This window comes from Saccharococcus sp. Marseille-Q5394, from assembly GCF_946901335.1.
GTDB lineage: Bacteria > Bacillota > Bacilli > Bacillales_A > Planococcaceae > Sporosarcina > Sporosarcina luteola_C.
In genome coordinates this window covers 1,295,001-1,313,544 of the sequence record NZ_CAMPPQ010000002.1, presented here as the reverse complement: position 1 = coordinate 1,313,544, position 18,544 = coordinate 1,295,001, and the positions used below count along the sequence as shown (strand labels likewise).

The 18,544-nt window shown below is 45.5% G+C and carries 16 protein-coding genes, 20 tRNA genes and 2 rRNA genes (1 of these 38 running past the window's edge); 5 read left to right on the top strand and 33 right to left on the bottom strand.

The genetic code is table 11. The features are described 5' to 3' along the window. Positions 1 to 151 precede the first annotated feature (151 nt). Positions 152 to 1,537, top strand: a complete 1,386-nt coding sequence (locus OC538_RS17280; RefSeq protein ID WP_262177593.1) for an MFS transporter — start codon at positions 152 to 154, stop codon at positions 1,535 to 1,537. Positions 1,538 to 1,585: 48 nt separating this feature from the next. Here the strand turns inward: OC538_RS17280 and OC538_RS17275 are convergent, their stop codons facing one another. From OC538_RS17275 to OC538_RS17250, 6 genes are all read right to left on the bottom strand, one after another. Further along, entirely contained in the window at positions 1,586 to 2,380 is a 795-nt protein-coding gene (locus OC538_RS17275) for an alpha/beta hydrolase family protein (protein ID WP_251695079.1), read from the bottom strand. Beyond that, the gene (locus OC538_RS17270; protein ID WP_251695080.1) at positions 2,370 to 2,765 is read right to left on the bottom strand and encodes an NUDIX hydrolase; all 396 of its coding nucleotides are present in this window, start codon (positions 2,763 to 2,765) and stop codon (positions 2,370 to 2,372) included. Before OC538_RS17270 ends, OC538_RS17275 begins: the two co-directional genes overlap by 11 nt. A 91-nt stretch (positions 2,766 to 2,856) precedes the next feature. Next, positions 2,857 to 3,216 (bottom strand): transposase, encoded by a 360-nt coding sequence (locus OC538_RS17265; protein ID WP_251695081.1) that lies wholly within the window; start codon positions 3,214 to 3,216, stop codon positions 2,857 to 2,859. 58 nt (positions 3,217 to 3,274) lie between these two features. After that, complete coding sequence (locus OC538_RS17260; protein WP_262177590.1) at positions 3,275 to 4,600, bottom strand: NAD-dependent malic enzyme; 1,326 nt, start codon at positions 4,598 to 4,600, stop codon at positions 3,275 to 3,277. A gap of 119 nt (positions 4,601 to 4,719) precedes the next feature. Further along, the gene (locus OC538_RS17255; RefSeq protein ID WP_251699252.1) at positions 4,720 to 4,899 is read right to left on the bottom strand and encodes a putative motility protein; all 180 of its coding nucleotides are present in this window, start codon (positions 4,897 to 4,899) and stop codon (positions 4,720 to 4,722) included. Between the two features lie 62 nt (positions 4,900 to 4,961). Further along, entirely contained in the window at positions 4,962 to 5,411 is a 450-nt protein-coding gene (locus OC538_RS17250; RefSeq protein ID WP_251695084.1) for a Dps family protein, read from the bottom strand. Positions 5,412 to 5,511: 100 nt separating this feature from the next. Here OC538_RS17250 and yidD point away from each other — a divergent pair, with 100 nt between their 5' ends. Together yidD and OC538_RS17240 are read left to right on the top strand one after the other, a co-directional pair. Beyond that, entirely contained in the window at positions 5,512 to 5,742 is a 231-nt protein-coding gene (gene yidD / locus OC538_RS17245; protein ID WP_262177586.1) for a membrane protein insertion efficiency factor YidD, read from the top strand. Between the two features lie 119 nt (positions 5,743 to 5,861). Next, positions 5,862 to 6,833: a metal ABC transporter solute-binding protein, Zn/Mn family gene (locus tag OC538_RS17240; RefSeq protein WP_262177585.1), complete on the top strand. Its 972-nt coding sequence runs from the start codon at positions 5,862 to 5,864 to the stop codon at positions 6,831 to 6,833. Between the two features lie 49 nt (positions 6,834 to 6,882). On the opposite strand, the gene OC538_RS17235 is transcribed toward OC538_RS17240, so the two are convergent. The 5 genes from OC538_RS17235 to OC538_RS17215 all read right to left on the bottom strand — a co-directional run bounded on the left by OC538_RS17235 (position 6,883) and on the right by OC538_RS17215 (position 13,146). Continuing rightward, entirely contained in the window at positions 6,883 to 8,328 is a 1,446-nt protein-coding gene (locus tag OC538_RS17235; RefSeq protein WP_262177583.1) for an o-succinylbenzoate--CoA ligase, read from the bottom strand. Positions 8,329 to 8,403: 75 nt separating this feature from the next. Continuing rightward, positions 8,404 to 9,222, bottom strand: coding sequence for a 1,4-dihydroxy-2-naphthoyl-CoA synthase (gene menB / locus OC538_RS17230; RefSeq protein WP_251623560.1), 819 nt, complete (start codon positions 9,220 to 9,222; stop codon positions 8,404 to 8,406). Then, the gene (gene menH, locus OC538_RS17225) at positions 9,188 to 10,081 is read right to left on the bottom strand and encodes a 2-succinyl-6-hydroxy-2,4-cyclohexadiene-1-carboxylate synthase (protein ID WP_251695197.1); all 894 of its coding nucleotides are present in this window, start codon (positions 10,079 to 10,081) and stop codon (positions 9,188 to 9,190) included. Before menH ends, menB begins: the two co-directional genes overlap by 35 nt. Beyond that, positions 10,056 to 11,768, bottom strand: coding sequence for a 2-succinyl-5-enolpyruvyl-6-hydroxy-3-cyclohexene-1-carboxylic-acid synthase (menD, locus tag OC538_RS17220; RefSeq protein WP_262177579.1), 1,713 nt, complete (start codon positions 11,766 to 11,768; stop codon positions 10,056 to 10,058). The genes menH and menD overlap by 26 nt, the downstream gene beginning before the upstream one ends. Beyond that, positions 11,761 to 13,146 (bottom strand): isochorismate synthase MenF, encoded by a 1,386-nt coding sequence (locus OC538_RS17215; RefSeq protein ID WP_262177578.1) that lies wholly within the window; start codon positions 13,144 to 13,146, stop codon positions 11,761 to 11,763. Before OC538_RS17215 ends, menD begins: the two co-directional genes overlap by 8 nt. A gap of 194 nt (positions 13,147 to 13,340) precedes the next feature. Between OC538_RS17215 and OC538_RS17210 the strand changes: the two genes are divergently transcribed. Together OC538_RS17210 and OC538_RS17205 are read left to right on the top strand one after the other, a co-directional pair. Further along, a complete protein-coding gene (locus tag OC538_RS17210; RefSeq protein WP_262177576.1) occupies positions 13,341 to 14,252 on the top strand; it encodes a 1,4-dihydroxy-2-naphthoate polyprenyltransferase in 912 nt (303 codons plus the stop codon). Positions 14,253 to 14,421: 169 nt separating this feature from the next. After that, positions 14,422 to 15,171 (top strand): TraR/DksA C4-type zinc finger protein, encoded by a 750-nt coding sequence (locus OC538_RS17205; protein ID WP_262177574.1) that lies wholly within the window; start codon positions 14,422 to 14,424, stop codon positions 15,169 to 15,171. 438 nt (positions 15,172 to 15,609) lie between these two features. Here the strand turns inward: OC538_RS17205 and OC538_RS17200 are convergent. The 22 genes from OC538_RS17200 to OC538_RS17095 all read right to left on the bottom strand — a co-directional run. After that, positions 15,610 to 15,681, bottom strand: a tRNA-Glu gene (locus OC538_RS17200). Positions 15,682 to 15,690: 9 nt separating this feature from the next. Next, positions 15,691 to 15,781 (bottom strand) — tRNA-Ser (locus tag OC538_RS17195). A gap of 9 nt (positions 15,782 to 15,790) precedes the next feature. Continuing rightward, positions 15,791 to 15,865, bottom strand: a tRNA-Asn gene (locus OC538_RS17190). 6 nt (positions 15,866 to 15,871) lie between these two features. Further along, positions 15,872 to 15,945 (bottom strand) — tRNA-Ile (locus tag OC538_RS17185). 1 nt (position 15,946) lies between these two features. Then, positions 15,947 to 16,020, bottom strand: a tRNA-Gly gene (locus tag OC538_RS17180). Positions 16,021 to 16,026: 6 nt separating this feature from the next. Then, a tRNA-Phe gene (locus tag OC538_RS17175) sits at positions 16,027 to 16,102 on the bottom strand. 88 nt (positions 16,103 to 16,190) lie between these two features. Continuing rightward, a tRNA-Asp gene (locus tag OC538_RS17170) sits at positions 16,191 to 16,266 on the bottom strand. Between the two features lie 3 nt (positions 16,267 to 16,269). Continuing rightward, a tRNA-Met gene (locus OC538_RS17165) sits at positions 16,270 to 16,344 on the bottom strand. A 117-nt stretch (positions 16,345 to 16,461) separates the two neighbouring features. After that, a tRNA-Ser gene (locus OC538_RS17160) sits at positions 16,462 to 16,554 on the bottom strand. 19 nt (positions 16,555 to 16,573) lie between these two features. Then, positions 16,574 to 16,650, bottom strand: a tRNA-Ile gene (locus OC538_RS17155). A gap of 7 nt (positions 16,651 to 16,657) precedes the next feature. Next, positions 16,658 to 16,731: transfer RNA gene (locus tag OC538_RS17150), tRNA-Met, on the bottom strand. A gap of 24 nt (positions 16,732 to 16,755) precedes the next feature. Beyond that, positions 16,756 to 16,831 (bottom strand) — tRNA-Ala (locus tag OC538_RS17145). An 8-nt stretch (positions 16,832 to 16,839) separates the two neighbouring features. Beyond that, positions 16,840 to 16,916: transfer RNA gene (locus OC538_RS17140), tRNA-Pro, on the bottom strand. 15 nt (positions 16,917 to 16,931) lie between these two features. Next, a tRNA-Arg gene (locus OC538_RS17135) sits at positions 16,932 to 17,008 on the bottom strand. A gap of 14 nt (positions 17,009 to 17,022) precedes the next feature. After that, positions 17,023 to 17,111: transfer RNA gene (locus tag OC538_RS17130), tRNA-Leu, on the bottom strand. 8 nt (positions 17,112 to 17,119) lie between these two features. Next, positions 17,120 to 17,194: transfer RNA gene (locus OC538_RS17125), tRNA-Gly, on the bottom strand. 8 nt (positions 17,195 to 17,202) lie between these two features. Then, a tRNA-Leu gene (locus OC538_RS17120) sits at positions 17,203 to 17,284 on the bottom strand. Positions 17,285 to 17,314: 30 nt separating this feature from the next. Then, positions 17,315 to 17,390 (bottom strand) — tRNA-Lys (locus OC538_RS17115). A gap of 6 nt (positions 17,391 to 17,396) precedes the next feature. Beyond that, positions 17,397 to 17,472: transfer RNA gene (locus OC538_RS17110), tRNA-Thr, on the bottom strand. 21 nt (positions 17,473 to 17,493) lie between these two features. Continuing rightward, positions 17,494 to 17,569, bottom strand: a tRNA-Val gene (locus OC538_RS17105). A gap of 155 nt (positions 17,570 to 17,724) precedes the next feature. Further along, positions 17,725 to 17,840, bottom strand: a 5S ribosomal RNA gene (rrf, locus tag OC538_RS17100). A 160-nt stretch (positions 17,841 to 18,000) separates the two neighbouring features. Next, positions 18,001 to 18,544, bottom strand: a 23S ribosomal RNA gene (locus tag OC538_RS17095) (it continues 2,390 nt past the right edge of the window).

Below are 18,544 nucleotides of genomic sequence, written 5' to 3'. Positions count from 1 at the left end.
GATCCAGGTGCAGTTACCGCACCTGGATCTTTTTGTATTTCGGCATTCTGCAAGTGGATTTTCTCCCATAAAGTTTGCTCAACTATATGTTTGTATAGAACCACTAATTCTGCAGACAATGAATTAAGTGAGTAAAGAGGGAGAGTAACTTATGACAACTGCCTACAAAGGGACAGACAAATTGATTATAGGGATCGTATTTGGTGTATTGACATTCTGGTTATTTGCGCAGGCAATGGTAAACGTTGTACCTGCAGTTCAGAAAGATTTAGGTGTATCTTCTGGGACTTTAAACATTGCAATTAGTTTAACCGCACTTTTTTCAGGAATATTCATTGTTGCAGCAGGTGGCCTTGCTGATAAAGTCGGACGGAAGAAAATAACAAATATTGGTCTTATTCTAAGTATTATTGGCTCCCTTTGTCTTGTCTTTGCAAATGGAGCAATCTTACTCATTATTGGCCGGATTATTCAAGGTTTATCGGCTGCGTGTATTATGCCTTCAACGATTGCCTTGATGAAAGCATATTTTGAAGGGGCAGAACGTCAACGGGCACTTAGTTACTGGTCAATCGGTTCTTGGGGTGGTTCTGGCGTTTGTTCATTATTTGGGGGAGCTGTTGCAACATACTTGGGGTGGAAATGGATTTTCATTTTCTCCATCATTTTTGCAATTCTTGCCTTATGGTTACTTAAAGACACTCCTGAAAGTAAAGCAAAACAAACCGGTACTTCCAAGTTTGATGTGAGCGGTCTGATTGTATTCGTTATCACAATGTTGGCATTGAATATTTTCATCACACAAGGTGATGAACTTGGTTGGACTAACTGGATCACAATTGTTTTGATAGCCGTTGCTGTTATTGGTGCCTTGGCCTTTATTAAAGTTGAGAGTGGCAAGGAGAACGCATTAATCGATTTTAAATTATTTAGAAACATGCCCTATACAGGGGCAACTATTTCAAACTTCTTGCTTAATGCTGTGGCTGGAACGCTTGTCGTTGCAAATACGTACGTACAACAAGGACGGGGATTTACATCTTTCCAATCTGGTATGCTTTCCATTGGTTATTTAGTTGTTGTCCTATCCATGATTCGCGTCGGTGAAAAGATTCTTCAAAAAGTCGGTGCAAAAAAACCGATGGTATGGGGTACTATATTTACACTCATCGGTGTTGGTGTGATGGGTCTCACGTTTTTACCGGATCTCCCCTATACTGTCGTAGTATTCATAGGTTTTGCTTTGTTCGGATTTGGGTTGGGTATTTATGCGACCCCTTCCACCGACACTGCCGTATCGAATGCACCCGATGAAAAAATAGGGGCCGCTTCAGGAATTTATAAAATGGCAAGTTCCCTCGGTGGAGCTTTTGGAGTCTCAATTTCAGCTACTGTCTATGCTGTGATTTCAGAAAATAACGGGGTACATGCAGCAGCAACTGGAGGTATCATCGCTAACGTCATTTTCGCAGCGATTGCATTGTTATCAATTATCTTCCTTGTTCCAAATAATGCTGGTAAAAAAAGCGAAGCTTAATCATGTCAAATAAAAAAACAACCATTAACGGTTGTTTTTTTATTAATTTTATTCATTCCCTTGCTGTCTCATCCAATCACATAAATCCCGTACGATCTGTGCATTATGTGCGGTCGGGAAATAATGGGTATAGTCGGGAAAATACCAAGTTTCGTACTGCTTCTCCTTCTCACGCAATGCATCCTCAAGCAGTATCGCCTGCTCAAAAGAAACATTTTCATCTTTCATCCCGTGGATAATCAAAACAGGAGCATTGATTTCATCCACCCTGAATAATGCCGTCCGTTCCCGATAGGCATCGGGCATGCTATTCGGAGTGCCGCCAATGACACGCTTCATCATCCGGCGCATATCCTCGCGTTCATTATATGTAAAGATGACATCCGAGACACCCGCCCATGTCACAACAGACGTGATATCCTCGCGCAAAATCGCTGTCCATAGTGCCATGATACCGCCACGGGAGAAAGCATACAGATGAATACGATCCTTGTTCAACTTCGGACTCTGCTTTAGGACTTCAACTGCATAGACCGCATCTTGGCGATCGTCCCCTGCGAACTCATCACGCCCTTCTCCGCCCCTGTTGCCACGGTAATAAGGAGCAAATACGACAAAACCTTGGGAAGCGAACTGGGCTATCCGGGCAGGACGGACCATGCCGATATGCTGCATGCCCCCGCGTAAATAGATGATCCCTTCATAGTTGCCTCCACTTATCGGTTCAGCAAGCAAACCCTTCACCTTCAGCCCATCCGACCAATACGTTATTTCTTCAAGACGGATACTTGGATTCGGCGATGGATACGCTCTCCGGTGGAAAATCGCCCCGTTAGGAAACATATGCATCCACCCACTTTCGGATTTTTACCATTCCGGCATCTTTCATATGGAAACTCAGCTCATTGCAATTTGCCAATTCTTCATCGGTCATCCACAATGCGCCTTCCGTTTCGAATAACTTTGGATTTTCATCAATGCTGGAAACTTTCCCTGTAAATACCGCCTTGCAAAAAGTCACATTGCTCATGACGACGTACTCGGCAAATTTGACAAGATCCGTAATTGTCACGCCTGTTTCTTCAATCGTTTCTCGAATTGCGGCTTCGGAAATCGTTTCACCGTCTTCCGCCTTGCCGCCGGGGAATTCGATACCGCGGATGGAGTGGCGAGTAACGAGCCATCTCCCTTCATGCTTCAATACAACGAGCACATGTCTAGCTTCCATGCCTAAGCGATTCTCCCCGAAAGTCAGCTCAACTTGTGCTCCTCGTAAATCCTTAAATGTAGTTGCTATTTGACTTCACGTCCTTTCTCGCTCAATTGGATGGTTGAACGGGAGCTGAAGTGATCAAGGGCCTGCCTTTTGCGAAATACGGCAGCTGTTCAATGAACTTCTTCGTTTCAACATCCGTAAATTCATGGATCAATGCATAGAGCATCATCGTCCTGCGATCGACATCATGATTGTCCCGATCATAATGATAAGGGATGTATGGCAAATGGGATCGCAGGAAGTTGCGGAATTCCAGTCGATCCATCTGACTGAATAGTTGTTGGAAAACCGGCAGAAACTCCCGGCTCATCTCCACCTCGTATTCCCATGGTGAAGCATATTTATGTGGATAGATTTGTTGATTGGCGATTGATACGTACATTCTGACTTTGTCGTTTTCCATAAGTGACCCATCCTTTTTTGTCGTAGTATGGATCACTTTGGATAAACGATACAGCACTTTAGATTGAACTCACGTTTTCATTTGCGACGCGTTCCACAGCGTTCGCGACATTTTCATGCACTGCTGGATCCAATGGATGCGGAACGAGGTCACCCGGTTTCGTACTATCCAGAATTGCGAGCGCAGCAGTGATGAGCATCGGATATGTGATCTCTTTCGCATGCGCATTCAAAGCACCCCTGAAAATTCCAGGAAAACCTAGTATATTATTCACTTGCCTGCCATCCGCGGCAAATGCAGCTCCTGCTTCTAATGCAGCTTCCGGATCAATTTCCGCATTCGGATTGGACAGCGCCAAAATAATTTGACCTTTACGGACCATATCGGGTTTGATTAACCCTTGCACGCCAGTCGTTGCAATAACAATATCACAAGTTTGCATAATCTCTTCGACTGATCCCAAAGCGGTTCCGCCATGCTGTTTCAGTCTTTCAATGGCTTCAGGATTCGGATCAACACCGCGCATTTCCTTCACACCATATGCCATGAACATCCTGCTAATTGCAAGGCCCGCCGCACCCAATCCAATTTGGCCGACGACGGATTGAGATAATTCCACTCCCGATTGTCGGCATGCCGAAAGTGCTGAAGCCAGCGTGACGACAGCTGTTCCGTGTTGGTCGTCATGCATGACCGGAATAGGTAGTTCCGATTTTAGACGCTCTTCAATTTCGAAACAATGCGGCGACCCGATATCCTCCAATAGAATCCCTCCGAAGCTTTGGTGGATATGCTTGACGGTTTCCACAACTTCATCGGGATCACTCGTGTTAAGTAATATTGGAATACCGCTGATACCTGCGAATTGATCGAACAGGACCGCCTTTCCTTCCATGACAGGCATTCCTGCGACAGGACCAATATTTCCAAGACCTAAAATTGCCGTCCCGTCCGTCACAATGGCGACCGTGTTTGAAATGCCAGTGAAATACTCTGCCTGCACCGGATCGTTTTGAATCACTTTACATACATTAGCGACTCCTGGCGTGTAAATTCTTCGGAGATCTCCAAGGGAACGGACTTCCACCCTGCTCTTCATCGCAATCTTGCCGCCTTCATGTGCATGCAAAACATCATCCGTTACAGCATGTACTTGAATTCCATCCCCGATTGTATTAATGGCTTCTACAATTTTCTCCAACTGCTCCTCGCTCGTGCACTGAACGGAAACATCCCTTATTGTCGACAACGTACCAACTTTGATTGTTTGGATATCTCCAATATCACCCTTCAATTCACCGATGGCTAGTGCCACCTTTGCGAAATTTCCAGGTTTTGATGGCGTTTCAATAATTAAATTCCGTATGAATTGGATATGTGACATGATGTCGCCTCCTATTATGATCCCTATCCTTCCCGTACCCCATTTTACACATAATAAGTGGAGTCAACAAAAATAAAGTGCGGATTTCCTAGGTTAACAGGAAATCCACACTCTATTCTTCATGCTTTCATATCGACAGCGGAGCCTTTATAAGGATGGGCTGCCGGTTGGTCCTGCATACTTTGCAGCATATCCGTCACTGCATTTGCATTCACCGATAATGCCTTGTTCATGACACTCAATTGAACAGTAGATTGCAAACTTCTCAATTGACTTGCCATAATGGAGTTCATGTCCATAACCCATTCCTCCTCTACAATGCTTTTATCGGAATAAAAAACAATGATTCAAGACCAGGTCATCATTTATTATCTTCACCAAGGAATGCATTCAACATCCATTGGTGCTTTTCAATGCTTTGATACGTTGCATTCAATATATCTTCCGTCATATCATCGCCGTCTTCAGCGGCAGCATCCATTCCTTTTTTCAAGGATTTCATAATTTTATCGAAATCATCGGCGATTGTCTTCACCATATCCTCGGCTTTTTCATCACCTTTTGCTTCTTTTACGACCGATTGCTCCAAATGCTCTTTTAAAGTCGCCGTCGGATTTCCTCCAAGCGTCAAGATTCTTTCAGCGATTTCATCCATATGTGCTGTCGCCTCATTGTAAAGCTCTTCAAATTTTGCATGGAGCGTGAAAAACTGCTTCCCTTTTACATACCAATGATAATTATGCAATTTCGCATACATGACTGACCATGTGGATACTTGTACATTTAGTTCTTCCATCAATTCCTTGGACATAAAAAAACCCCTCTTCACCTTTTTAATAATGCTTCTCTCTGTTAATTTACCACTGGAACCAATAAACTAAACATATAAGAGGAAGCAAGGAGTTCTTACATTGAAATCTATACTGATCTACATTATAAAAACATATCAAAAAATCATCTCTCCACTCACCCCGCCATCATGCCGGTTTTACCCTACATGCTCGCATTACGGTGTGGAGGCGCTACAGAAACATGGCGCGCTAAAAGGGACATGGCTGACAATTCGCCGGATTTCGAAATGCCATCCTTTCCATGAAGGTGGCTTTGATCCAGTTCCTGATAAAAACGATATAAAAAAATGAACTCTTCCCGGCCTTGGCCGGTTTTTTTACTTGTAAGTTGCGGAAACTGTTCATATCTTGTATTATTAAAAAGCATTCAAATCGTAATCATTACTATTAAGTTAGCGGAGGATTTACTTATGAAAAAAAAATCACTCGTTCTTCTCGCACTCATCATGATGTTACTCATTAGTGCTTGTGGGAACAAGAATGATAAAAGCAAAATAGAGACCGGCAATGATGGGAAGTTGACCGTCTTCACTACGGTATATCCCCTACAATATTTTACGGAGCGGATCGGCGGGGATTTTATTAATGTTACGTCCATCTACCCGGCAGGTGCGGATGAGCATTCATTCGATCCGACACAGAAGGACATGATTGCGCTCTCTGATGCGGACCTGTTCTTTTACATAGGACTTGGGCTTGAAGGGTTCGTGGAAAATGCCCAAAAGACATTGAAGAACCAACAAGTGGAATTCGTAGCTACTGGGGAAGCCATTTCGGAAGATCAACTGGAAGCAGGGCATGATGAAGAGGGGCTTGAAGAGAATGACGAAGAAGGACATGACGGGCATGACCATGGCCAATTCGACCCCCATGTGTGGATTTCTCCAAAATTAAGCATCGAACTCGCTACCTCTATAAAAGAAGCGCTCATTTCAAATATGCCCGATCAGCAAGAAGCATTCGAAAAGAATTTCGATCTTTTGGAAGATGATTTGATGGAATTGGATGAGCGATTTAAGGAAATGGCAAACAGGGCCAGTTCTAAGACCTTCTTCGTATCGCATGCAGCGTTCGGCTACATTGCGGATGAATATGGTTTACATCAAGTGGCGATTGCCGGATTGAATTCCCAAAGCGAACCGTCCCAAAAGCAGCTTGCTACCATTGTCGAAGAGGCAAAAGAGAAAAATGTGAACTATATTTTGTTCGAACAAAATGTTTCCTCAAAGTTGACTGAAGTCATTAGAAAGGAAATCGGTGCAGAATCTCTGATGCTCCATAATTTGGGAGTCCTCACGCAGGAGGATATTAAAAATAATGAAACGTACTTTACATTGATGGAACGCAATCTGAATGTGCTTGAAAAAGCGCTTAGTAACTAATACAAAAAGTAGGGTTGGAATTCCCAGGAGGGATTCCAACCCTACTTTTTCATTTGTCCAAGGCCCATTCTTTCAGTTCACGACGAAGCAATTTATTTGATGCATTGCGCGGCAGCTCGTCTACAAAATGGAATGCTTTTGGAACTTTATATCTGCCAAGCTGTTGGTTACAATACTCTTCCAAATCCAATTCTGTCAGATGTTCGTCGCCTACAATGAACGCGACTGGCACACTGCCCCATTCAGGATGAGTTACTCCACATACACCTGCTTCTTTTACGTCTGGATGCGACATAAGTACATTTTCAATTTCAGCAGGATATATATTTTCACCACCGGAAATGATCAGATCTGATCGTCTATCGACAATGAATAAATAGCCCTCTTCATCGATATAGCCGATATCCCCCGTCGACAGCCAGCCGTCTTCCAACGGCTCCCTGTCGGATGCATGCCCGATATACCCCGGTGTAACGTGAGGCCCCATAACGAGCACCTCGCCAAACTCTCCAGGTTGTTCTGCATCTCTGATCGTGATTCGATTGAAGAATAAAGGCTTGCCTGCAGAGCCGGACTTCCGTAAGGCATCCTCAGATGAAAGTGTTGCAGTTTGGGAACTCGTTTCCGTCATTCCATATGTTTGCAGAACAGGCAGCCTATAAAGAACAGCTCGACGCAAATAATCATCCGGTACTGGGCCGCCGCCCGCTAACATCGACTGAAATGAAGGATGAGCAACCGACCTATTTTTCTCGAATTCATCCAGGATCCTATGAAGCCCTGTCGCAACAACGGAAATCCTAGTAACAGTCCCCTTTTCAATTTCCTCTACAATCGATTCCGCATCAAATTTTTCATACAACCGTACACCCATTCCATAAATAACGGACCTTGCGAGTATTGAAAACCCGCTTATATGGAACAACGGCATCGTACATAGCCAAATATCATCCTCCGACAATCCTAAATTCAATACTGAGGATAATGCACTCGATGTATGGTTGCCAGCCGTCTGTCGAACACCTTTCGGAAAGCCTGTCGTCCCTGATGTATACATGATTGTAATCGTCCTTGACGGTTCCCACATTTCCGTAAACGTGACAGGTTTCGTCTCACTTATTTCAATTGCGGAAAATAAGAGCTTAGGAGTGCTGACCTCTCTAATATGATCAATAAATTCATCATCGGCTATCAAAGTCGAGGCACCGCAATCATTCAATTGCCATGAAATTTCTTTTGAGGATAGCCTGCTGTTCAACATGACGATTTCGAGCCCCGCCAACAGACATCCATGGATGACAAAAACCATCTCGGGTGTCGATCGGCCCAACAAGGCAATCCGGTCCCCTTCGTTAAGACCATTCCATCGTAATTTCCTGGCAATAGTAGCCGCCTTTTCCGAGAGTTGCCTGAATGTCCACTGATTCTCCCCAAAGGAAAGAGCCATCCGATCAGGCGTCAAATACGCCCTTTGCAATAACCAATTAGGAATCACTTACTCACCCTCCCTCTCGAATAGAAAAGCTGCCTAATTAAACAGGCAGCTTGGAGATTTACTATGCTAACAATATTAAGGGAAACGTGGGAATTGGCCGAAGTCAGGCTTACGCTTCTCTTTGAAAGCGTCACGTCCCTCTTTCGCTTCTTCCGTTGTGTAGTAAAGCAATGTTGCGTCTCCAGCCAGTTGTTGAAGACCAGCTAGTCCGTCCGTATCGGCATTCATTGCCGCTTTGATGAAACGAAGCGCAGTCGGGCTCATTGCGAGCATTTCTTCACACCATTGGACCGTTTCGTCTTCCAATTGCTCATAAGGGACAACTGTGTTGACGAGGCCCATATCCAATGCTTGTTGTGCATCGTATTGGCGGCATAGATACCAAATTTCCCTTGCTTTCTTATGACCGATGATACGAGCCAAATAACCCGATCCATATCCAGCGTCAAATGAACCGACTTTCGGTCCTGTTTGTCCGAAACGAGCATTATCTGCTGCAATCGTCAAGTCACATACGACATGCAATACATGCCCGCCACCGATTGCATATCCTGCAACCATTGCGACTACTGGCTTCGGAATGACACGGATCAATCTTTGCAGGTCAAGGACATTCAAACGTGGAATTTCGTCATCCCCAACATATCCTCCATGTCCGCGTACGGATTGGTCACCGCCTGAACAAAATGCTTTCTCGCCTTCTCCTGTCAAAATGATGACGCCGATGCTTTCATCATCTCGCGCACGAGAAAACGCATCGATCAACTCCATTACAGTTTTAGGGCGGAATGCATTACGCACTTCAGGACGGTTAATCGTCACTTTTGCAATGCCGTTGTACTTCTCATATTTGATATCTTCATATGTACGGATCGTTTCCCATTGACGTGTCATTTTCTTCCTCCTCCAAATATAGATCTTGCAAATACTCCATAACCATTGTAGCAAACAATCGTGGTTTTTCCACGTGAATTGCATGTCCCGCCCCCGGAACGACAGCATGTCGCCAAGTAGGAGAAAGTAAGTTCATTTCCCGGGCAATTGCTACAAATTTCGCATCCAATTCACCCGTAGTAAGAAATACAGGATTTGATATCGAATGAAGGGCTTTCCAATAAGAATCCTGGCTGCCCGTTCCGATCCCTAACAGACTGTTGGCCAATCCGATTTCATTTTGCTGCAGTCTTTCCTTCCTAATCGCTCTCCTTTTTTCTGCAGGAAGACTTTTTTGGGAATCAAACAGGGGAATGTTCTCCCATTTATCGACAAAAGTAGTGATGCCTTCCTCAATTATCTTACTTGCGAGCAACTTGTCAGCCGCCTTCCGTGCGGCTCTATCTTGTTCTTCCGACAAGCCCGGAGACGAGCTTTCAAGAATCAAAGCCTTCACTCGTTCGGGATAATTGATTGTGTACGCCAGAGAAATGCGCCCGCCCATCGAGTAGCCAACCAAATAAAAGGAGTCCAATTTCAAATGCCCAAAAAGGGCTTCCAGGTCTTTAATCTGCTCCTCCATTGAGTAGCGCTCTGGTTTGTCAGGAATGCTTGTTTTACCGTGCCCCGTCAAATCTATAGCAATCGTCCGATACTTTCCTTCTAATTCTTTCCGAACTTCATTCCAAGTGGATGCAGTTCCTGTAAAACCGTGTAGAAAAACGATGGCGGGCAAATGAGGATCCCCTTCCATCTCGACATGGATAGAAAGACCACGCACCGGGACTTGGAGGTCAATCATTTCCTTCAAGCCCTTCAATGATGTCTGCCCAATAAGCTCGATGGGCCTTTACATTCACCGGTCTGCTTGTAAACACTTCAATGATTCGGACGTCTTTCGTCTTTTCTAGTTCCATTTCAGCCTTGAACTCTTCAACTGTGTGTATGGCAGCATATTGTGCGTCATACATGGCGCCGATATGTTCGAATGTCAAACCTGTAGGTGTCCCAAATAATTCTTCAAAATGGTTGGCGACGCCTGCTTGGGGAAGATATGAAAAAATGCCTCCACCGTCGTTATTCAATATAACAATCGTCAAATTCGTTTTATGGAACCTGGATACGATTAATCCATTGACATCGTGCAAAAAGGACAAATCGCCAATTAGCAAATACGTAGGTCTTTTTCGTGCTGCTTCGATACCGAACGCCGTGGAGACAACTCCGTCAATGCCGTTTGTTCCCCTATTGGAAAATATGGCAACATCTTTCTCAGTCTTGCAGAAAAATGTGTCTACGTCACGGATTGGCATGCTGCTGCCGCTTATCAAATCACTGCCGTCCGGAAGCATGTCGAATAATGTTTTTACAATGACACCTTCATCCCCCGCAATGCCTTCATACCGTTTTGTTGCGGTCTCGGCGAATTTATCCGCTGAAGCCCACATCTCACTGTAGACGGTCGTTTCCTGCTGTCCCGGCACGTCATACACCGCCTCCGGTGATGACTGCAGGTGATGTGTGACTACACCGAGCGAATCCCGGAATTCTGGTGATTCATCCACAGCGGCGAACACTTCCGGCCGGTGTTTCTTCAAGAATAAAGACAATGGCTTCGAAACCGGCTGTGCTCCGAAACGGATGACCGTGTCAGGCACCGCCTTCGACTGGAACGTTTCACTTTTCAACAGGGCATCATAATGAACGATACATAATGATCTACAATCTTCAGGCACTTCCGATCTCAAGTTGGATAAAGGATCACATAACACAGGCCATTTTAATCGACTTGCAAACTTCCAGAATGCATCCTTATCAAATCCGATAGGCAACTCCCCAACGACAATCAACCCATGTTCAGTCTTCGAAAATAGAGCGGCAAGCGATTGTTTCTGGATCATTGAAAGTTCAATATCACCATGGATCCTTTCAACGAAAGTCGATGCCCTCGGTTTTCTGTCGAAATCAATCAATAAAGGCTCTCGCAATGGAATGTTCAAATGAATCGGTCCCATCGGTTTGGTCATCGCAACGGAAACGGCACGATTGACGTGCCTTTCCAAAAACCAATCCAGCTCTTCACTGTCCTCCGCAAGTGGAAGGTCGACACTGAATTTCACATGCTTGCCGTACATATTCAATTGATCGATCGCTTGTGGCGCGCCCACGCCCCTCAGTTCATGCGGCCGGTCAGCCGTTAGGACTATCAGCGGGATGCGAGCGTAAAACGCCTCAGTGATTGCAGGGTGGTAGTTTGACGCTGCCGTTCCCGATGTGCATAGAAGGATAACCGGTCTGCCGGATGCCTTAGCCAAGCCGAGTGCGAAATATGCTGCTGACCTTTCATCCACTTGCATAAATGTCTCCATTTTATCCGAAGCAGCAAAAGCATAAGCGAGAGGCGTTGAACGGGAACCCGGACTTATGACCGCCTCTTTCACGCCCGCCTGCAGCAACGTATCAGTCATTCGTAAAACATGGTCTGTCAACACTCGTTGTTCATCCATTCAACTTTCCCCCTAGCGCCCGCAATACCGGTCTGAATTTCACCCACGTCTCGTCATATTCCAGTTCGGGAACGGAATCCGCAACGATTCCTCCGCCCGCATACAAATATGCCCGATCCGAATTGAGTAAACCGGAACGGATGGCAACTGCAAATTCTCCGTTGCCTGCAGCATCTGTCCAACCTATAGGAGCAGCATAATATCCTCTATCCATTTCTTCCTCGTGCCGAATGATTTCCAATGCAACATCTGTTGGGACTCCTCCCAATGCCGGCGTCGGATGCAATGCTTCTACGAATGAGAAGATATCATTTTCCTCTCCAAGCGCCCCTTCCACAGACGTATAGAGGTGTTGTATATCCCTGATTTTCATTAGTTTTGGCGTTTTCGGGATGAGCACTTCAGTGCAGTATTTATTAAAGATATTCGAGATCATGCTGACAACATGCTGATGCTCTTCGCGGTTCTTTCGATCACCCAATAGTGCTTCACCAAGTTCCCGGTCTTCCTGTGCCGATTTCCCGCGACGGATCGATCCGGCTACACATGCCGAGTAGGCTTTCCCATTCTTAATTTCAATTAGACGTTCAGGCGTCGCACCAAAAAACAGCGACTCCCCTTTTTGAAGGCCGAAATGATAGCTCTCCTGCTGTTCATTTGTAATTGCATGCAATGCTTTGACGCTATTTACTTCCTGCTCAAATTGAAGTTCAAGCGCCCGAGCGATGACGACTTTGTCCGCATTGCCTTGCTGTATTGATTCTGTGGCATTTTCGACGGCTTTCAAATACTGCTCTTTGCCCCGCTCCGTAGTTGCGATGACCTTATTATGATTGGCAAAGTCAAACTCCTCTACCTGAGCGATATGGATAAGTTTGTCACGCTCTTCCCGAAGTCTTTCAAAATCCAAAGCGGCTTCTTTATGATCCGTAATCATATTGATGGAAATGAAAGTCTTTCCTTCCTCGATCCTCAATTGGAAAGAAGGCACAACGAAATACCCGGACGGGAATTCATTCCACTCCGACTCCTTTCTGTTTTCCTCATCAAATGAAAATCCTCCAAATAGGACTGGATCAATATCTTTTTCCTCTTTTATTAGAATGGAGCAAAGTTGTTTCCATTGCTCTGATATGTCTTTATAACGGCCGTCGGTTCTCCCGGTTGCCAACGTATAAGCTTGTCCAATTCCGACAATTGTCAATGTCTTATCGGCGTTTTGCCAATAGAACCGACTGTCTTTGTATTGCGAAGCGCCTGCTTCAAAAAAAGACAAAGGTGATATCCTTCCAACTTCGACAGTTTCCGTGAAGAAGCGAGTACTTGGAGATATCATCACTTTTTGCATTTCACGAACATCCGTCATCTTGTGACCCATCATTTTCTCTCCTTTATCTTCAAACCATCATCTTGCAATTAGACGCTAATTATTTTTTTATCGAAGAATGAATTTCTTACTTCCATTATACCGGAAATTCGTCATCCTCGCATAGATAATGCAAACAAGGATACCTCTTTCAGACGTTTTGGAGTACAATGGATATCGGAAACATGAGGATAGGAGAGAATACAGTGCAACATACTATTAAAGTTGATTCCGGGTGGCGAATATGGTGGCAGCTTACGAGGCCACATACGTTGACTGCGGCTTTCGCTCCGGTATTTCTAGGTACAATGATTGCTTTGACTCACGGAAAACTGCATTTTCCGTTATTTTTCGCCATGCTGATTGCGAGCCTTTTCATACAGATGGCTACCAATATGTTCAATGAATATTACGATTTCAAACGCGGATTGGACAATGAAAACTCTGTTGGCATCGGCGGGACAATCGTTCGGAATGGCGTCAAGCCGATAACGGTATTGCTCATTGCTCTAGCGTTATATGTAGTTTCAGTTCTCATCGGGATTTATATTTGCATGGAAACTTCCTGGACGCTAGCCTTAGTTGGGGCCATCTCAATGTTGATCGGTTATTTGTATACCGGCGGACCACTGCCAATCGCCTACACACCTTTTGGAGAGCTAGTTTCAGGTGTGGTCATGGGAATGCTGCTGATTCTGATTGCCTTCTATATCCAAACGGGCATAGTAACGACAGACGCAGTGCTCATTTCCATTCCAAGCATGCTCCTTGTCGCTGCTATCATGTTGGCAAACAACATCCGTGACCTGGAAGGTGATAAAGAAGGCGGCAGGAAGACGTTAGCCATTCTAGTCGGAAGATCCAATGCGATTACAATCCTTGCTTCATTCTTTATCGTCTCTTATTGTTGGATAATCATACTGATAGCTTTAGGTTATCTCACCCCGTGGGCTTTGCTCGTATTTCTTAGTGTCCGTAAACCGATAGATGCGGTTGTCACCTTCCGCACACATCTGCTGCCATTGCAGGTCATGCCTGCCATGAAGAACACAGCTGTCACAAATACGTTATTCGGTTTATTATTAGGTATCGGCATCCTAATTGGACATTATCTATAATTTTTTGGATGGACTTGCGCTATAGCAAGTCCTTTTTTTGTCTGTATTTGTCTTCCATGTTTAATTCATCGATTCAAAAGGAATTGAGAAGGTACAAATGCTTTCATTGCTATGAAGTCATCGGGCTATGACCATACTAATGCAACTAACATAAAAGGATGTGCTGATCATGTTAACGAATGAACAGAAAGCCGAACTTAAAGAAAGTTTGCTTGAAATGAAATCACAATTGCAGAAAACGGAAAGTACAACCGACATTAGAGATTCTGCCCGGGAAGAAGTCGGAGAGTTATCAACTTATGATAATCACCCGGGAGACATGGGAACTGAACTTTTTGAAAGAGAAAAGGACCTAGCCCTGCATGTCCATGCAGGAGACGAATCAGATAAAGTCGAGCATGCTTTGAATGCTTTAACAAATGGAACATACGGATATTGTGAAGTATGTAAAAATGAAATTCCCTTTGAAAGGCTGGAGGCACTTCCCTACACGACGTACTGTATAGATCATACGCCTGAGAGGGATATTCCGAACGATCGACCATCGGAAGAGGATATTCTCATTATGGCCAATCCCAACACCTTCGCAGATAGAAGAGAAAGCACTGGAAGGGAAAGCAATGAAAGAGACAGTGAAGACAGCTTTCAAGAAATAGCCAAATCGGGCACTTCGGAAACACCTTCCGATTTTATAGGAGATCATGATGACTATAATACTCTTTATGATGATAAAATATTGGACGGCGCGGTGGAAGAAGTGGAGGAATTCATCAGTACAGATATCACAGGCGAAACAAGAGGATTTGTAAGGTCGGAGATATCAGAGGAATATGAAGAGGAGTTAGATGATGTAGGCTTGGAATCACCTATCGGGGATATCCCGTATCATCTAAGTGACGGCTACACAGACGATAAATAAGAAAACAAGGACTGTTGCATGATGTCGGAGATAATCGACTTCCTGCAACAGTCCTTTTTAAAGATTTTCGACCTATTGATTCGGAAATGCTCATAAAATCGAAAATTCACGCATAAACGCTTAGATTGACGCATAAAGTCTGGATAGTGCGCATAAATCGCATTATATACGCATAAGTCTAGTTGAACGGCGCATAAATCCAGTGAAGCCCGCATAAAGCATTTTACGCGGGCTTTTACGGAGTTATGCGTGTTTACAGGGATTTATGCGTCTATGGCTGCTTTTATGCGTCTTACTTGGCGTTTATGGACTTTTAACAGCATTTATGCGCAGTTCATAGCATTTATGCGCTTCTCAACCTATACAGCAAGAGTATTCTAATCAAATAAAAAAGCAAGTGTAGAAGAAAAAATTCTCTTCTACACTTGCTTACTAGTATGACCCCTACGGGATTCGAACCCGTGTTACCGCCGTGAAAGGGCGGTGTCTTAACCGCTTGACCAAGGGGCCAATAAAATATGGCGGAGAAGGAGGGATTCGAACCCTCGCACCGCTTTCGCGATCTACGCCCTTAGCAGGGGCGCCTCTTGAGCCACTTGAGTACTTCCCCGTATAAAATTGGCTCCGCAGGTAGGACTCGAACCTACGACCGATCGGTTAACAGCCGATTGCTCTACCACTGAGCTACTGCGGAATATGATGGGCCTAAGTGGACTCGAACCACCGACCTCACGCTTATCAGGCGTGCGCTCTAACCAGCTGAGCTATAGGCCCATGGAGCGGGTGAAGGGAATCGAACCCTCATCATCAGCTTGGAAGGCTGAGGTTTTACCACTAAACTACACCCGCAAAGAATGGTGGCTCAGGACGGAATCGAACCGCCGACACAAGGATTTTCAGTCCTTTGCTCTACCGACTGAGCTACTGAGCCACATTTGACTTGAATAGCTGATAATTTCTGTTGAGTCACTTAGAAATCTGCAATCATCAAATCGTAACTGATATGTAATTAAAGAAAATGGCGGTCCCGACCGGGATCGAACCGGCGATCTCCTGCGTGACAGGCAGGCATGTTAACCGCTACACCACGGGACCATTTGGTTGCGGGGGCAGGATTTGAACCTGCGACCTTCGGGTTATGAGCCCGACGAGCTGCCACTGCTCCACCCCGCGATAATAATAGTTGTAGGAAGTTTAAATCCTACGCATTCAGTTTTGCTTTGTGACTTTGTTATAATTTCTTCAAATTCAGTTGTCCTAGATAACCACTATTGCTGTTTTAAATATATATGGCGGAGGAAGAGGGATTCGAACCCCCGCGGGCTTTAACACCCCTGTCGGTTTTCAAGACCGATCCCTTCAGCCAGGCTTGGGTATTCCTCCGTGATGACTATTCAAATAGTGGTGGACCTTGCAGGACTCGAACCTGCGACCGGACGGTTATGAGCCGTCTGCTCTAACCAACTGAGCTAAAGGTCCTTTAGGATGGCGGCAGAGGGGATCGAACCCCCGACCTTACGGGTATGAACCGTACGCTCTAGCCAGCTGAGCTACGCCGCCAGGAAAAGCATTAAAGTAGTAAATTGGTGGAGCCTAGCGGGATCGAACCGCTGACCTCCTGCGTGCAAGGCAGGCGCTCTCCCAGCTGAGCTAAGGCCCCATAAGAAGTGGTCGGGAAGACAGGATTCGAACCTGCGACCCCTTGGTCCCAAACCAAGTGCTCTACCAAGCTGAGCTACTTCCCGATATTTTTAAAGTAATGGCGCGCCCGGAAGAATTCGAATCCACAACCTTCTGATCCGTAGTCAGACGCTCTATCCAATTGAGCTACGGGCGCAATATATATTTGTTTGGTGCCGAGAACCGGAATCGAACCGGTACGGTAGTCACCTACCGCAGGATTTTAAGTCCTGTGCGTCTGCCAGTTCCGCCACCCCGGCAAATGATATGGAGCGGAAGACGGGATTCGAACCCGCGACCCCGACCTTGGCAAGGTCGTATTCTACCACTGAACTACTTCCGCATTGAAAGTGCGGGTGAAGGGAGTCGAACCCCCACGCCTTACGGCACTAGATCCTAAGTCTAGCGTGTCTGCCAGTTCCACCACACCCGCATATTCAGATCAAGACAGAGAGTCAAGAAATGGTGAGCCATGCAGGATTCGAACCTGCGACCCTCTGATTAAAAGTCAGATGCTCTACCAACTGAGCTAATGGCTCAAAAAGTGGTGCCGGCGATAGGAGTCGAACCCACGACCTACTGATTACAAGTCAGTTGCTCTACCAACTGAGCTACACCGGCAATTCATTAATTTTATATATATGGTGGAGGATGACGGGTTCGAACCGCCGACCCCCTGCTTGTAAGGCAGGTGCTCTCCCAGCTGAGCTAATCCTCCGTTTTTAAATCGCGCTATTCTGCAACCTGCTTGCTTCTCTCGCTTTATACCAAGAGCTGCAATAAACTTTTCACTACTACGTCAGCTTCACTCGACCAATTATGTAGCTTGTACATTTTTTATCGTTGTCTGCTTACTATGTAATGATTTGGTTGGCCCGGCGACGTCCTACTCTCACAGGGGGAAGCCCCCTACTACCATCGGCGCTGAAGAGCTTAACTTCCGTGTTCGGTATGGGAACGGGTGTGACCTCTTCGCCATCGTCACCAGACTATATCGCCTTTCAATGAAGACAATATTGATTATACCAACTCTGATGATATTTACAAGTCTTTTTTTAAAAAAACTTATTTGAACGATACTTATTCGTTCAAAACCGGATAAAACCAACATTGTTGCTGAACTTCAAGTTCAACCGTACTTTATAACTTAAGGTTAAGTCCTCGATCGATTAGTATCCGTCAGCTGCACGTGTCGCCACGCTTCCACCCCGGACCTATCCACCTCATCTTCTTTGAGGGATCTTACTTACTTGCGTAATGGGAAATCTCATCTTGAGGGGGGCTTCATGCTTAGATGCTTTCAGCATTTATCCCGTCCATACATAGCTACCCAGCGATGCCTTTGGCAAGACAACTGGTACACCAGCGGTATGTCCATCCCGGTCCTCTCGTACTAAGGACAGCTCCTCTCAAATTTCCTGCGCCCGCGACGGATAGGGACCGAACTGTCTCACGACGTTCTGAACCCAGCTCGCGTACCGCTTTAATGGGCGAACAGCCCAACCCTTGGGACCGACTACAGCCCCAGGATGCGATGAGCCGACATCGAGGTGCCAAACCTCCCCGTCGATGTGGACTCTTGGGGGAGATAAGCCTGTTATCCCCGGGGTAGCTTTTATCCGTTGAGCGATGGCCCTTCCATGCGGAACCACCGGATCACTAAGCCCGTCTTTCGACCCTGCTCGACTTGTAG